A 15,801-nucleotide genomic window follows, 5' to 3' on the forward strand; every position below is an offset into this window, starting at 1 on the left:
AAGAGCAAAAATTGAAAAAATTAAATTTAAAATTGTTTTTTATAATTAACTCCAGTTAATTGTTTTGCTAGTTCATAACAATCATTTAAAGTATTTCCTCTTATGGTTAATCTTTGATAACCTTTTGGACCATGAACAACATAAGGACTATTAATGAAATCTTTTAGTGGTTCCTTAGATTGTGGACCATTATAATCATGTACTGGGATTTCAAGACTATGATAAGTTTTTCTTAAATTATCTATTTTGTTTTTTGTAAAATCATCAGTAACCATTCGTATAAGATTTATTAAAGGGTTTATTCCAGTTGTTGCACAACTAAGATAACGTGTTCCACTCACTCTAGTGTTGATTTCTAGTGCATAAATTTCATCATCAATTGGTGAGTAAATAAGATCTATATCAATAGTTCCTTCTGCATTTAAATTTTTTGCTATTTTATATGCTAAATCCATTACTCGTTGATTATTTAATCCTTTTAATTCTGTTGGTCCTGATCTTAATCTTAAAATTGGGTGGATTCCTTCAAGAGATGTTTCTCCTTTATATATAGGTGCTATAGGATAATATAAATTATTCCAACTTGATACTTCTATACTAATTTCAGAACCAGTTATGAATTCTTCACATAAAGCTTCATCAAAGGTTTTAAAGTATTCTTCAACATCTTTAAAGTTTTTACATACTTTAATATCTTTTCCACCTTGTCCTTCTCCTTGTTTTAAAACTACAGGATAGTTAAATCCATTTATATCATTAGGTTGGTGTAGGATTTTTGATTTGGGTGTTGGTATCTTATGTTTTTTAAAGAATTCTTTGGTTTTTATTTTATTTGAACATAAATCAACTGTTTTGGGATTAGATATTAATACAGGTATTTGATGTTCTTTTTCTATTTTTTCCTTCATTTCTGCTACACTTAATAAAGGAGGATCTATTCCAATTAAAGGGATTATTGCATCTACATTTTCTTTTATTGCAATATTCATAGGTTCATCCATACCTCTTGGAACTATGAATATTTCATCTGCATCTTCTAAGTTAGGTGCATCTTTGTTAGATTCAGTTACTAGTGTTTTTATATTGTTTTCTTTACAGTAATAGGCAACATCATCAAATAGTCTTGATCCGATAAATAGTATTTTTGTCATAAACATCAGCTTAAATAGAAATTAAATTTTTTTTATTGAATATTATTATACTCTTTTCTTTGTATTTCTTATTTTATAAAAGTTTGAGTATTAATTCTCCTAAATTTTCCGCACTTTCTTTTACATTTGATGTTAAACCTAATTGTAAAGATAAATCTGCTGGTTGAACTCCAATAAATAGTATTTTATAAGTTTTTTCCAATTCTAAATAGTTTATTAAATAAGATAATGGCATGTTATGACTGGATATTCCCATGTTTTTAATTTCTTCTTTTTTTACTAATCTTAAAAATCCAGGTTTTTCATCCATTATTACTGCATCAATGAGAATTATATGAGTTGGGTTTAAAGTTTTAATTTTACCCGTGAAGTTCTCAGGTGCACTTCCAGCATTAATTAATGTAACATTATTTTTATTTTTTAATTTAGGTGTTAAATAATTTATAATATAAGGTCCAAGTCCATCATCAGTTTTTAATTCATTCCCTATTCCCATTATTACTAAATTCTCATAATTTTCTAAAAATTTTTTTAATTCTTTCTCTAATAACATGAAAAAACCTTCATATTCTTAATTTTATATTAAATTTATTTTTATTGATTCTAATCCTTTACCCATAGTATATGATAAGTTTATATTAATTGTTTCTCCTTGATGTGCATCTAATTCTTTTGGTAAAGGGATGATTAATTCTGGATTTAACATTGGTGTTGGTCCACAAATTAATTTTTGATTTAATAATGTGTATGTAGTTATTTTAACTCCATTAAATGTGGAATTTTTTGTAATGTAAAATGGTATTGTTTTATTAAATGCAGGGTTTATATAATCTTTAAATCGTATTATATCATAGATTACACTTTCACCAATTATATTATATTTTGGTTGTGATTCTAAATCTTCATACATTATTATATTATCTTCCATACATACTGGTTCTATTTTGTTTATGATTCCATAAGGGATTATTTCTGTGTAACTTTTTATTTTATTATGGATTTGATTGAATGTTAAAACTTCTTCTTCCTCAATTAATGCTGTATCTAACATTTCACATATTATTAAATCAGGTGTGGATTCAAATTCATGTTGTGTTGTGTCTGCATTAATGATTTGAATATTATTGAAGTTTTTTGTGTTTTCTTCTGCACATTTAATTGTTTTTGGATCTAAATCTATGGCTTGTATTTTTTCATAGTATTCACTAGCAAATATTGAGAGTATCCCACTTCCACATCCTAAATCTAATGCTAATTTTTTATTTATATTTGGATTTTCACCTTTATTTTTAATAGCTTCATAAAATGCGGATAATCTTTCTGTATCTTTTAATAGGTTGAAATGATAATGAGTTGTCTGTAATTTCATAATGAATCTTTTTTTAAATTATATTTTTTATAGTTTTTTTTAGAAATAGTTATAATTGATTTTGAAAGTTTTTATTTAAAAAATAGATCAAATGTATAAAAAAAATATTTAAGAATAATGATTAATTTTAGTTTATGAAGGGTCTAAGTTTTCTCCATTAGCTGTACTTGTGAGTTTTACGTGATCTACTCCTTTAAGTCTCATCATTCTTTCTGTAAGTTCACGAATATTATTTACATCTCCGTTTACAACTATTACTTCCATACAATATTTGTTTGTCATGTGAATGTGCATACTTGCATTTATTTCATCACGGAAATCGTGTTGTATTTCTGCTAAGTTTTCCATTACTCCTGTGAAGAAATGGTCATATATTACGGTGATAACTCCAATTCTTTGCCCTTCCATTTCGTTCATCCATTGGTAACGAACAATGTAATCTTTAAGTGCATCTCGTATCCCTTTAGAACGTGATTGGTAACCTCTATCTTTTAATACTTCATCAAAATCAGCTAGTAATTTTTTTGGTAGGGACATGCTTATTCTCATCATTTTTATAAAACCTTCTGTTTTTTTACAAATTTTTATATTTAACCCAAATTATTTTAGTGTTTTAGATTAACTAAGTATTAATCGTTAATAAATAAGTAGTAATTAATCTTATATAAATTTTATTAAATGAATATTTTTCAATTAAAAAAACATGGAATACATTGATTTAACTGTTTTAAATTAATTAATAAGTTTATAGTATCTACCATCTTTCTTTTTAACCTTTTTAATAACGCCTTTAATTTCTAAAGATAATATTATATGGTACATTCTAAAATTAGTAATTTTTTCAGGACCATAAAGTAAATGGCCTTCCAAAATATATTTAGGTACTAAATTATCTTCATCAACTACTTCGCGAATAATTTTTACAACATTAGCTTCTTTAATATCTAATTTAACATTCCGAACATCTTCTTTTGTTTCAAGAGTTTTAATTTCAGTACTTTCATTTATTAATTTAATTTTTTTATGTTCATAAGTTATTAATTCTTTTTTTGCAAGTGATTTAAGAACATCATGAAGATTATGTTCATGAACATCTAAATCTGTTTGTAAAACTTTTAAAGGTATACCTTCTTTATATTTCGGATCAAATGTGTGTACACAAGTTAATACCTTATTTTCTTTTTTTGTTATATATACTACCATTATAATTCTTTATCCTAAAACTTAATTATATTATATATTATATTATTATTATAAAAAAAGTTTTTTTTATTTAGTTAGAAGTGATTATTATTAATATCTTTAATGAACTTACCAAAATAAGCAGGGAACCTGAAATTAAAATTACTGAATTAAGGGATATTTTAAAAAAGTATGCTAAAACAGTTAGTGTTTTTGATGAAATGAATGCTACATGTATTATACGTGAAGATTGTAAATATATGCAAAAGAATATTCAAAAAGAATATTTAGAAGTTTATATTAAATATTTTTTTAAAAGAATCAAAGAAATTTTAAATGATAATGTAAATTATAAAGGGAATATTGATATAGTTAAGTTTCAAAATTCTTTAAATTTACTTAAAAATCAGTTTATTCAATATAAAGACAGTAGTAATAATAGTAAATATTCTTTAATTTTAACTTTAATTAGTTTTTATGCTACATTCATTAAAAATGAACCAATACATCCTGTAGGTACACCTTTTCCTGGAAATTTAAAACTAGAAAAAAAAGATGGAGAATATTATTGTCCAGTTAAAGATAAACAATCCAAAAATCCTAATGCTGTTTGTAATTTATGTATTTCAAAACAAAAAGAAATATAAAAAGAATAAATTAATATTTTTTTATATTTTAGATGATAATCCCATTTCTCCTGCCATTGGAACACCTGTTAATACGGATGCTTCAAAAGTTAAAGATTTAAGATTCTCTTTTTCTAATTTAGATAAATGAGAATTTCCTGCTTGTTGGGCGAGCATTGTTGCTTCATCAGTCATTGCTTTAATATAATTAGCAACATGTTTTGCACCTTCTCGATAATTTAAACGGTGTCTTAATTCAAGATTTTGTGTTGCAATTCCTTTTCTACATGTTCCATCATAACATTCTTGACATACTCTACAACCTAATGCAACAAGTGCTCCTGTTGCTACATATGTTGCATCTGCCCCCAGGGCTAATGCTTTAAGAACATCTACACCCGTTCTTATTCCTCCTGATACTATTAAACTTACTTCTTCACGTAAATTTATATCTTTTAAAGCAGCATCTGCTTCAACAATAGCGGATAGTGTTGGTACTCCTGCTTGTTCCATAATTACATCAGGACCTGCACCTGTTCCTCCTTGCATTCCATCAACGACAATTGCATCTGCTCCACCTTTAGCTGCAATTTTAACATCACTTGCTACACGTCCTGCAGCAAATTTAACCATAATAGGCACTTGCCAATCTGTGATTTCTCTTAATTGACTGATTTTCATGCTTAAATCTTCAGGTCCTACTATATCCATGTGTCTTGCTGGGGATAATGCATCTGCTCCTTCAGGGATTTTACGGATTTTACTTACATCTGCTGTAACTTTTTCTCCTAGTAAGTGTCCACCCATACCACTTTTTGCTCCTTGACCTATTTTGATTTCTATTGCATCTGCATTATTTAAATATTCAGCGGATACACCGAATCTTCCAGATGCATATTGTGCTACTAAATTGTGAGATAATGCTCTTTCTTCAGGGAGCATTCCCCCTTCCCCAGTGTTAGCAACTGTTCCTGCAAGTGTTGATCCAAGTGCTAATGCCATTTTAGCTTCTTTACTCAATGCTCCGAAACTCATTGCACCGATCATGATTGGGGTGTCAATGTGTAATGGGTTTTCAGCATACCGATCACCTATTATTACATCTGTTCCACAAGGTTCTCGATAATTATCTAATGGAGGTCTACTTACTTGTGCTGGTGTTATGACCAAATCATCAAATGTTGGAAGTGTTCTAGTTGCACCTGTACTTCTAATTTTATATGAAGCTGCAGTTGTTTTTCTTTCTATTTCTAAAATATCTGGATATTTCCATCCTAATCTTTGGTCTTCTGGCATTGCTAAGACTTTTATTGCTCCGTGAGGACACATTTCACTACATATTCTGCACCCTACACATTGTGCTTGGTGTAATGGTTGTGGTTCTCCTCGAACTATTTCATATACTCCATGTGGACAGTTGTTCACACAACTGAAACATTTACCACAGATATCTTCGTCTCGATCGTCACATAAATACCAGCAACATCCTGGTCTTTCAAAATCTCTTTTACATATTAGTGGGTCTCTTATTACATTAAATGGCATTTTATTTTTCCCTCCTTAGTCTTTTTTATGGAAAAATGGTCTTTTACTTTGTGGTATGATTTTTTTAAAATTTTTATAATCTTCATTAGATAGGTTAAAATCATATTTATTGAGAATTGTTTTTAATTCTTTTATATCTTCGTCTTTTGCTTTCATTTGAAATGCATTTTTTCCTAGACTTTCTATTTTTCCTAGAACATATATTTCTCCATTTACAATGGATTCTGCTAAGTCTTCACCTACATCTCCGAGGATTATTATTTTTCCTCCCATCATGAAAATTCCTGTCATGAATCCTGAGTTTCCACCTATTATGATGGTTCCATTTTTCATGATTTCTCCAGTACGGGCTCCAACACCTTTTTTAACTACTACAGTTCCACCATAAATTCCTTGACCTGCTCCGTCTCCTGCAGAGCCTTCAACTATGATTTCTCCTTCAGTCATGTTGTCTCCTACAAACCATCCTGCGTTTCCTTTGATTAGTATTTGTAATTTATCAACCATACTTCCAGCAAAGTATCCTGCAGATCCATCTATAATTACTTGAGATTCTCCAATTACCCCATTTACAAGGTAATGCATTGCATTTGGGTTTTCTAAAACAATTTTTTCTACATTTTCATGGTCTATTGCATATCTGATTTTTGTGTTGGTTTGTCGTGGTGTAAGTTTGGATACGTCAATTGTAATTGTTTTTTCACTCATATTTATTTCCGCCTTTTAAATTTCGTATACTCTTACTTCTCCAGGAGAGATTTGTTCTACATTGTGTGTGTCGATTACTTGTCTGAGGCTTACTTCTTCTGATGCTATTGCGAATTTTTCATCATTTTCAGCAATTACTCCAGGTCTTAATCCTAGTTTATCTTTTGCTATTCCTATTCCATTAGGTGTTCCTATTATGAAACTGAATGGACCATCCATATCTTCAACTGCTCCTTCTAATGCTTCTTCTAAGGTGTAGTTTGAGATTAGTTTATCTGCAATGTAGTGTACTAAGCATTCAGTATCGTTGAATGTTTCAAATATGTGGCCTTTTCGTTCTAGAGGGTCTCTTATATTCCAATAATTTGTTATTTGTCCATTATGTACTACTGTTACGTCTTCTGAGATATAAGTTTGGAATGGGTGTGCATGGAATCTGTCTATTGCACTTTCTGTTGAGAATCTTGTGTGTCCTATTGCATGTGTTCCTTTTACACTTCTTGTATCATATCTGTTTGCAATTTCTAGAACTGATCCTACATCTTTTATCATTTCAAATGAATGTGAACCATTTAAAACTATTACATCATCTATTTGATCAACTTTAGTGATTAAGGGTTTTAGTTGTTTGAAATTATCCAAATTGACATGACATCTATATATTATGGTATCGTCAACTGATGGGATTTTTTCTTCTTGTGCGATTGATGAGTTGTTTTGTATTATGTTTTTTACATCAGATATTTGATTATCATCATCAATTTGTATGTTTAAAATGTATTCTCCATCTGGTAATCCTAATCCTCCGTATAATGCAAATCCTGCAGAGTCTGGTCCTCTGTGTTGGAGTGCATTTAGCATGTTTGTCATGTCGTTTCCAATGTTGTGCATTTTTTTATCTTTGTATACTATTCCTGCTATTCCACACATTTTTTAACCTCCTTTATGAAGTATTCATGTAATCTTGTATCATTAGTTAATTCTGGATGAAAACTCATTGCTAGATTAGGGCCTTGTTGTATTGCTACGATTGTGTTATTTACTTCACATAAGACTTTGATGTCTTTTTTGGTTTTATCATAGTTTTTTAGTGTTGGTGCTCTTATAAATACTCCAGGGTATTTATATCCTAAAATATTGAGTTCTGTTTCAAAAGAATCTTTTTGTCTTCCAAAACTGTTTCTTACAACTTCTATGTCCATTATTCCTAGTATGGGTTGTTCGTAATTTGTTTTTTTTGCAAGTAATACCATTCCGGCACATGTTCCGAATATTGGTATTTTTTTGTCTTTTATTATTTTATCAAGGTCTCGTTCGAATAAGATTTTCCCTATTACTGTTGACTCTCCTCCAGATATGATGAGTCCATCACATTTTTTTAGGTCGTCGGCATATCGTACATTTTTGGTTTGGGCTATTATACCCATTTTTTCTATTGCTTTTTCGGTTATATCTTTATGTTCTGATACTGCGCCTTGTAAGTTGAGAATTCCTATTGTTAACATGAAAAATCACTGAATTTTATATAAAGTTTATATTTTTTTATCATATTTTTTTTTAAAAATAGATTAATATTATATTATGTTCTTTTTGTTTATTTATTTTATTGTTTTATAAGTGATTTTTATGTTTTTTGAGTCTATATTTTTTTGGAGATGAATATTTTTCATCCTTATGGTTTCTTTATATTTATTTATATATAAAGTTGGTGGAATATCCCTTCCGGTTGAATTTTGTTTATATGAAATTATTTTAAAAAATTGTGTAAAAAAAAGTGAAAAATAGGAATAATTAAATGTTAGTTATGTAAAAAAATTTTTTTATTCTTCTTTTTTAGGATTTTTAATTGCATCAATTGCGTATCTAGCACCTACAACTACAAAATTTTTTTCATCATTTAATAATTTTTCTATAGATCCTACTGCTCTAGAATCACCTATAGCTCCTAATGCCCAAACTGCTGCTCCTCGAACTTTCCAATCTGGACTTTTTAAAGTTTCCATTAATGGATCTACTGCTGCTTCACCCATATGGGATAATGCAGTTGATGCTTCTCTTCTAACTAATTTATTTCCATCAGATAATGTATTTATTAGTGGTTCTATTGCTTTAGTATCTTTAATAAGTCCTAATGCTTGAGCTGCACCTTTTCTTATTTCTTTATCTGAACTTTTTAATGCATTTATAAGTGGGTCTACGGATTCTTTTGCATTGAACTCTAATAATCCCATTGCTTCTTCTTTTACAAATTCATCGGTTGATTTTAAATCTTGTATTAATTCTTCTATTGTTTTTTCCATTGAAAATCACCTTATTTATTTTTTTTATTATTATAATATAATTTATAACTATTTCTTAAATATATGTAAAGGATTATTTAAACCTTTCGATATTTGACGAACAATGTATTTTTTCTATACAACAAAATACTTTAAAGTACAAAAATATAAAAATAATAGATAAAAACAATTTGGATAATAAAATGAAAAAGATAACAACAATACCTGGAGACGGAATAGGAAAAGAAGTAATGGAAGCAGGACTGTACATCTTAAACAAATTAGATTTAAATATAGATTACAGCCCACAAGAAGCAGGAAAAGAACTATACGAAAAAACAAACGATAATCTTCCCCCTGAAACAATAAAATCAGCAAAAAATACAGATGCAACATTATTTGGAGCAGTTACATCCATACCTGGAGAAAAAAGTGCAATAATAGAATTAAGAAAAGCACTCAATGTATATGCAAACTTAAGACCTGTAAAATCATATCCTGGAGTAAAAGGAATCTATGATGATGTAGACTTCTTAATAGTAAGAGAAAATACAGAAGGATTATACTCCCAAATAGAAGAAACCACAAAAGAAGGAGCCATTGCAAAAAGAGTAATAACCAAAAAAGCAAGCCAACGAATTTGTGATTTAGCATTCCAACAAGCAATAAAAGAAGACAGAAAAAGTGTTACCTGTGTTAACAAAGCTAATATCCTTAAAAAAACAGACGGACTATTCAAAGAAACATTCTACAAAGTAGCTAAAAATTATCCAGAAATTAAAGCTAATGATTTTTATGTTGATGCAACAGCAATGTATTTAATCACAGATCCTCAAAGATTTGATGTAATAGTAACAACCAATTTATTTGGAGACATATTATCAGATGAAGGAGCAGGATTAGTAGGAGGCTTAGGAATAGCACCTTCAGGAAATATTGGATCAGAAAATGGACTATTTGAACCAGTTCATGGAAGTGCACCTGATATAGCAGGACAAAATATAAGCAATCCCGTAAGTATGATATTAACCATAAGTATGATGCTGGAATACTTAAATCAAGATTATTATGCAGATAAAATAAAACAAGCCACAGTTACAGTATTAAAAGAAGGAAAAGTGAAAACTCCTGATCTTGGTGGATCTAATAAAACCATGGAACTTGCAGAAGAAATAAACAAAAAATTACAAGAAATATTATAAAAAAAGAGAGAATAGATAATTATGCTTAATATAACAACATTTTTAGATGCTAATGCAAAAAGACTAAAAAAAGATGTATTTTACTGTCCCGAAAAAGGAACTAAATATAATTCTAGAGAAATACTTGGAATAGTATCAGAACTTGGAAGAGAATTAAAAAAATTAGGAATAGGTAAAGGAGATCGTGTATTAATCTATTTAAAAAGTTCACCTGAATACTTATTCAGTATGTTTGCTTTATGGAGAATAGGTGCAATAGCCGTACCAACAAATAGAGTTTATAAAGAAAATGAAATAAAATACATGAGCCAAAACTCAGAAGCAAGATTAATGATAACTGACTTAAAAGGTGAAGAAATAGGAGAAAAGATTGGAATAAAAACTTACACACCAGAAAATATAGAAAATTATCGTGAAGCCGAAGTTTTACCCTCAGAAACTACTGATTGGGACGATTTATGTCAACTACAATATACTTCAGGTACAACTGGAAAACCCAAAGGAAGTATGTTAACACATGGAAACTGGTTTACAAGTATACACAATGAATGTGATGTATTAGAATTAAGACAAAATGATGTATTTCTTGGAATTTATCCAATGGCTCATGTAGGTATAAGTTGGGGAATAAGTGCCTTACGTGCAGGTGCTTTATATATTATGATGGAAAGATATGAGTTAAATAAATATTTAGAATTAATAGAAAATGAATATGTAACTGTATTAGCAGGTATGCCTCCAGTTATACATACTTTAACTAATCTTGACAGTGATTATATATCTAAACTTGATAGTGTAAGAGAAATAATTAGTGGTGGAGGACCAATACATAAAAAGATTTGGAAAAAATTCACAGATCAATACAGTATACCTATAATAAATGCTTATGGATTATCTGAAACTATTGTAATAGGTACAGGTACAGTAATTCGTCCAGAAGATTATATTGAAGCAGATCGTTTTGAAAGTGTAGGACATCCAGTATGTTTTAGTGAATGTAAAATTGTAGATGAAGATGATCCTTACAGTACTTTAGATAAATATGAACATGGTGAAATAGCTTTGCGTGGTCCTGCAGTTGCTAAAGGTTATTGGAATATGGAACGTGAAACACGTGAAAGTTTTCTCCCAGAAGGTTGGTTTTTAACTGGAGATATTGGTTATTTAGATAAAGATAATCGTTTATTCATTACTGATCGTAAAAAAGATATGATTGATATGAGTGGTTGGAAAATTTATCCAACTGAAGTTGAAGAAACATTAATTAAATATCCTGAAGTTGAGGATATTGCAGTTTTTAGTATTCCTGATTGTCATCGAGGAGAATTACCAGTTGCAGCAGTAATTTGGAAAAATGATGAAGATAAAGAAGGTTTAATTAAATTTGCTAAGAATAATATTGCAGGTTATAAAGTTCCTCGTGAAATTTACAGTACTAATGAACTTCCTCGTGTTAATGGTTGGAAATTATTACGTAAGGAGTTAATTAAAATGTTTGCTCCTGAAAAAATAGAAAAAAAATAAAATGTTTATATAAATTAATATATCATGGTTCCAATACCATCAGTTGTGAAAATTTCAAGTAGTAAAGAGTGTTTTAATCTACCATCTATAATATGTGCAGATTTAACACCATCATTTATTGCTTTTACACAAGTTTCAATTTTTGGAATCATTCCACCAGTAATTATACCTTCTTCTATGAGTTTTGGTACTTCTTCTACTTTTATTTTTTGAATTAAACTTGATGGATCTTTTGGATTTCTTAATACTCCTGGTACATCAGTTAAGATTATTAGTTTTTCAGCATCTACTTCACTAGCTAGTGCTCCAGCTACAGTATCTGCATTAAGATTTAGACTGGTTCCGTCTTCTGCTATTCCAATAGGGGATATTACAGGTATGTAATTGTTTTCAGTAAAAAGTTTTAATATGTCAGGGTTGACTTTTTTTATTTCTCCAACAAGTCCTAAATCTATTTCTTCTATTTCACCAGTTTCTTCATTATGATATTTATGGAGTTTTTTACATGCTTGTATGAGTTTGTTATCTTTTCCACTAATTCCCACACCTTTACCATCATGTAAACAAATTTTACTTACAATATTAGTGTTTATGTTTCCAACTAAAACCATTTTCACAATTTCCATTGTTTCTTCATCTGTTACTCTAAGTCCTTTGATGAATTTTGGTTCTTTTCCTAATTTATTCATGCTTCTAGTGATTTCCGGCCCTCCGCCATGAACTACTATTGGTTCCATTCCAACATATTTAAGGAGTACTGTATCTCTAGCTGTAGAAGCCATTGCAATTTCATCTATCATTGCATGACCTCCATATTTTATCATTATTTTTTGTTTATGGAATTTTTTTATGTAAGGTAATGCTTCAACTAATATATTTACTTGTTCCATGTTTTATCACTATAAATTTTTTGAATATTAAAATTAAATTTTTATTACAAATTTTTTAACACTAATAGGTTTTGTTTGATGTATTATTTATAATATTATTAAAAAAATTATCGAAATGAATATTAATAACAAACGAATAAATAGTAAATATTAATTAAATTTTAAATTAAAAATGGAAGATTGATAAAAAATGCCGAAACCAAATATGATGCCAAAGAATGGTCATAGAATACAAGGATTCTCAAGTGAAAGCTTTATAAATGCAAAAGAAATATTAGAATCCTTTAAGTTTAAAGGAAATGAAGTTTTCATGGATCTTGGATGTGGAGATGGACATATAAGCATGGAAGCATTAAAATTATTAAATGATGATGCAACAGTAATTGCTATAGATAATTATGAACCAAGTATCATAGATTTACAAAAAGATGTAGATGAGCAAAACATAAAAAATTTAAAACCAATATTTGCAGATTTTACTGAAGGAACACCAGTCGAAGATGAAAGTGTAGATGTAATATTTTTATTAAATGTTTTCCATCACTTTAATGCTGCACGTAAAAGTAGTGAAAGTATTAAAGAAATGAAACGTATTCTAAAACCTGAAGGAAAAATATATGTAATGGAATATAAAAAACAAGAAGTTAGACATGGACCTCCTTACCAAATGAGAGTAAGTGATGAAGATGTTGAAAAAATGTTTAGTGATGAAGGATTTAAAGTCTTAAATGTGGATAATGAAGTTGGTGAAGATATTCCTGAAGGAAAATCTCATTATTTAATAAGTTTTCAAAAATAGATTTTAAAAAAAATTCCACAATTTAATTATTTTTTTAAAATTAAAAAATTTACTAATTTTGATATTAATTTAAAAATTGAAATTATAAAAAAAGAATGTAAAAAAAAGTTCTTATTTTTTTAAATAGAAAAATAAGAAAAACCTTTTTTATGTTTTTAGATTATCTATTGTAATTACTAAATCTGTTAATTGTTGTTGTACACTTAAACCAGGTTGTCCGTGTGCTTCATATACAAGTGCTGGTGTTCCATTCTCTAATATTGGTTGAGTACAATATTTTGGACTTGAATATTCAGGAGGTTCATAATAGTATAACCAACTATTATTTTTAACAATTTTGTTAGCTATTTGATGACTTGTTCCATTTGCACTTCCTGGTGTGAAGATATATGGATCTGGGAAGTAAAATGCATTTGATGTATGAATATCACACACTAAACTATAATCTTTACTTACTACATCAGGTACAACAAATTGTTGAGCTAATAATTGCCCATTCATTCTACTTTCTGAGAAATCACTACTATTTGCTGTAACATTTATTTTGTAAATATAATATTGATATTCACAATCACCGGAAATATTTTTAACAGCATTTTCAAGTGCTTGATGTGAATCAGATTCCCGTGGGTGTTGTCCTATAATGTATGCTATTTTTACTTTAGAAGATGTGTTTCCATATGGTCCTTCAAGTGTTACAAAACCTTCCTCAGCAGTTCCTAATTTAGTTGATATAGTATTTGGGTGATTTGCATCTGTATCAATATGTAATAAATTTGCTAATGGTTCAAATATTCCACTTAATGAAGTATCTACAGCATTACTTGTGCTTTCTAAATTAGGGTTTGAGAAAAAGTTACCTGAAAAAATTACAATTCCTCCAATTAGGATTATTAATATTATTACGGCATATATTAATTTTCTTTTAGGGGGTTTTGATTTAGGTTGTTTTCTATGTAAACTGTTTTTTGCATCAGTCAATTTTTTTATACCTCTAATTAATTTTATTTTTTTAAAGTTTTTATTTATTTTATAATTGAAAGAAAATTTTTAAGTTTTTAAATTAATTATTGAATTAAAATTTCTTTTTTGTGGTGTTGAAAAAATGTGTTTATAATAATTGTTTACTATTTTTTTAAATATACTTATTTCGTTTTTTTTAATTTATATTGAAAAAAAAATCTTATAAAATTATTGCTAAAAAATAGTATTTTAAAAAGGGGGTGGTGAAGTATTAATTATTGGTTTTAAAAAAAAGATGGCATATGTGATAAAAAAAATTTATTTCAATCTTTTTTATCTCTTTTTCCAAGATTGTTTTGCAGCTCTTCCTCTTTTACTTCCAGGTTTTCTGTATCCTTTTTTTTGTCTGGTTCTTCTATTTGTTCCTTTAACCTTTGCCATTATAATCCGTCCTTTAATTTTATTTTTTGCAAATATAATTTTTAAAATTTTTATTATTAATATAAGAAATAAAACTTTTATAGAATTGTCTATACTGAGAGTTTTATTTTTATAAAAAAGTTAATTTAAAAAAATAAGCTTCTATATTATATAAAAAACTTAATATAATAATTTTAGCTTTTAATACATATAAACTTAACTCATTAATTTTAATAATTAGTATCTTTTAAAAGAATTCATTAATGAATTATAGGAATAGTATCAAATACTCTTTAAATTTTATTATTATACAAATTTTGTTGAAATTAAATAATAAATGTTAAATATTATTTTATGTTAAATATATTTTTAATTATTATTAAATAAATATTAGTAAATAGTTTTACTTAATACTTTGTGATATTTAATTTAAATTATTTTTTTATAAAAAGGGGAGTAATGTATTAAATGAAAAATTTAGGAAAAATAAGTATTCTTCTAGTTTTACTATTTTGTAGTGTATTGATTTTTTCTGGAGCTATTAGTGCTAGTGAATCTGATGGTAATATGGTTTTAGGTAATGTTAGTATGACTATTCCAAATGATTTTTTAAATGGTCAATTAAGTAATTATTCTGATGCTGCTATTTATGAAAAAATTGTTAATGGTGATATTTTCCGTATAACTGTACATAATGATTCAAAATATTTTATGAATATGGCAGGTTATGATATTAATCAAGCAGAAAATTCTAGTCAAATTAGTATTGGTGGACATCCTTGTTTGATTTGTGAATGTGGTAATAATTATATGGGAAATTATACTGTTATTATTTTCGAATCTAATGGATCTTTAGTCCGTGTATACATACCAAATAGTACAGGTTTAACAAGTGAAGGTGAAAGTTTAGTAAGTAGCACACCCCCTTCATTATATAGTGGATCTACATTTTACAATTATTTAAATGCTACGCATAAAGCATATTTGAATCAACGTGAACAAGAGGATATGATAGCTGATTCTTATGATGAAGGATATGATGAAGGATACGGTGAAGGATACGATACTAGTAGTGATAAATGGTATCAAAATATTCCAGTAATAGGACAATTTATTATTTAAAAAAAGAAAGTTAAAAAAATG

The 15,801-nt window shown here is 28.0% G+C and carries 17 protein-coding genes; 5 read left to right on the forward strand and 12 right to left on the reverse strand.

Going from position 1 to position 15,801, the window contains the following annotated elements; all coding sequences use genetic code 11:
* Positions 1–26: 26 nt before the first annotated feature.
* From BP769_RS03045 to BP769_RS03065, 5 genes are all read right to left on the reverse strand, one after another.
* Complete coding sequence (locus BP769_RS03045) at positions 27–1,151, reverse strand: ATP-grasp domain-containing protein (protein WP_413826075.1); 1,125 nt, start codon at positions 1,149–1,151, stop codon at positions 27–29.
* Positions 1,152–1,224: 73 nt separating this feature from the next.
* The gene (gene hycI / locus BP769_RS03050; RefSeq protein ID WP_413826078.1) at positions 1,225–1,704 is read right to left on the reverse strand and encodes a hydrogenase maturation peptidase HycI; all 480 of its coding nucleotides are present in this window, start codon (positions 1,702–1,704) and stop codon (positions 1,225–1,227) included.
* 24 nt (positions 1,705–1,728) lie between these two features.
* Positions 1,729–2,520 (reverse strand): 50S ribosomal protein L11 methyltransferase, encoded by a 792-nt coding sequence (locus BP769_RS03055; RefSeq protein ID WP_413826081.1) that lies wholly within the window; start codon positions 2,518–2,520, stop codon positions 1,729–1,731.
* A gap of 132 nt (positions 2,521–2,652) precedes the next feature.
* Positions 2,653–3,072 (reverse strand): nickel-responsive transcriptional regulator NikR, encoded by a 420-nt coding sequence (nikR, locus tag BP769_RS03060; protein WP_413826084.1) that lies wholly within the window; start codon positions 3,070–3,072, stop codon positions 2,653–2,655.
* Between the two features lie 180 nt (positions 3,073–3,252).
* Positions 3,253–3,723 (reverse strand): hypothetical protein, encoded by a 471-nt coding sequence (locus BP769_RS03065; protein WP_413826086.1) that lies wholly within the window; start codon positions 3,721–3,723, stop codon positions 3,253–3,255.
* 80 nt (positions 3,724–3,803) lie between these two features.
* Between BP769_RS03065 and BP769_RS03070 the strand changes: the two genes are divergently transcribed.
* The gene (locus BP769_RS03070; protein WP_413826088.1) at positions 3,804–4,349 is read left to right on the forward strand and encodes a DUF2115 family protein; all 546 of its coding nucleotides are present in this window, start codon (positions 3,804–3,806) and stop codon (positions 4,347–4,349) included.
* A 21-nt stretch (positions 4,350–4,370) separates the two neighbouring features.
* Here the strand turns inward: BP769_RS03070 and BP769_RS03075 are convergent, their stop codons facing one another.
* The 5 genes from BP769_RS03075 to BP769_RS03095 all read right to left on the reverse strand — a co-directional run bounded on the left by BP769_RS03075 (position 4,371) and on the right by BP769_RS03095 (position 8,881).
* Positions 4,371–5,873, reverse strand: coding sequence for a glutamate synthase-related protein (locus BP769_RS03075; RefSeq protein ID WP_413826090.1), 1,503 nt, complete (start codon positions 5,871–5,873; stop codon positions 4,371–4,373).
* A gap of 15 nt (positions 5,874–5,888) precedes the next feature.
* The gene (locus tag BP769_RS03080; RefSeq protein WP_413826093.1) at positions 5,889–6,581 is read right to left on the reverse strand and encodes a tributyrin esterase; all 693 of its coding nucleotides are present in this window, start codon (positions 6,579–6,581) and stop codon (positions 5,889–5,891) included.
* 15 nt (positions 6,582–6,596) lie between these two features.
* Positions 6,597–7,511, reverse strand: a complete 915-nt coding sequence (locus tag BP769_RS03085) for a class II glutamine amidotransferase (protein ID WP_409197751.1) — start codon at positions 7,509–7,511, stop codon at positions 6,597–6,599.
* Entirely contained in the window at positions 7,499–8,086 is a 588-nt protein-coding gene (gene pdxT / locus BP769_RS03090) for a pyridoxal 5'-phosphate synthase glutaminase subunit PdxT (protein WP_409197752.1), read from the reverse strand. The genes BP769_RS03085 and pdxT overlap by 13 nt, the downstream gene beginning before the upstream one ends.
* 315 nt (positions 8,087–8,401) lie before the next feature.
* Positions 8,402–8,881, reverse strand: coding sequence for a HEAT repeat domain-containing protein (locus tag BP769_RS03095; RefSeq protein ID WP_409197753.1), 480 nt, complete (start codon positions 8,879–8,881; stop codon positions 8,402–8,404).
* Between the two features lie 182 nt (positions 8,882–9,063).
* Between BP769_RS03095 and aksF the strand changes: the two genes are divergently transcribed.
* Both aksF and BP769_RS03105 read left to right on the forward strand, forming a co-directional pair.
* A complete protein-coding gene (gene aksF / locus BP769_RS03100; protein ID WP_409197754.1) occupies positions 9,064–10,062 on the forward strand; it encodes a homoisocitrate dehydrogenase in 999 nt (332 codons plus the stop codon).
* A gap of 21 nt (positions 10,063–10,083) precedes the next feature.
* Positions 10,084–11,586 carry a class I adenylate-forming enzyme family protein gene (locus tag BP769_RS03105; RefSeq protein ID WP_409197755.1) on the forward strand — a complete coding sequence of 501 codons (1,503 nt, stop codon included), beginning with the start codon at positions 10,084–10,086 and terminating at the stop codon, positions 11,584–11,586.
* Between the two features lie 14 nt (positions 11,587–11,600).
* Here the strand turns inward: BP769_RS03105 and argB are convergent, their stop codons facing one another.
* The gene (gene argB / locus BP769_RS03110) at positions 11,601–12,476 is read right to left on the reverse strand and encodes an acetylglutamate kinase (protein ID WP_409197756.1); all 876 of its coding nucleotides are present in this window, start codon (positions 12,474–12,476) and stop codon (positions 11,601–11,603) included.
* 190 nt (positions 12,477–12,666) lie between these two features.
* Between argB and BP769_RS03115 the strand changes: the two genes are divergently transcribed.
* Positions 12,667–13,275 carry a class I SAM-dependent methyltransferase gene (locus BP769_RS03115; RefSeq protein WP_409197757.1) on the forward strand — a complete coding sequence of 203 codons (609 nt, stop codon included), beginning with the start codon at positions 12,667–12,669 and terminating at the stop codon, positions 13,273–13,275.
* A gap of 147 nt (positions 13,276–13,422) precedes the next feature.
* On the opposite strand, the gene BP769_RS03120 is transcribed toward BP769_RS03115, so the two are convergent.
* The gene (locus BP769_RS03120; protein ID WP_409197758.1) at positions 13,423–14,256 is read right to left on the reverse strand and encodes a hypothetical protein; all 834 of its coding nucleotides are present in this window, start codon (positions 14,254–14,256) and stop codon (positions 13,423–13,425) included.
* Between the two features lie 870 nt (positions 14,257–15,126).
* Here BP769_RS03120 and BP769_RS03125 point away from each other — a divergent pair.
* Positions 15,127–15,780: a hypothetical protein gene (locus BP769_RS03125; RefSeq protein ID WP_409197759.1), complete on the forward strand. Its 654-nt coding sequence runs from the start codon at positions 15,127–15,129 to the stop codon at positions 15,778–15,780.
* Positions 15,781–15,801 lie beyond the last annotated feature (21 nt).

This window comes from Methanobrevibacter sp. UBA417, assembly GCF_002508845.1.
GTDB lineage: Archaea > Methanobacteriota > Methanobacteria > Methanobacteriales > Methanobacteriaceae > Methanobrevibacter_A > Methanobrevibacter_A acididurans.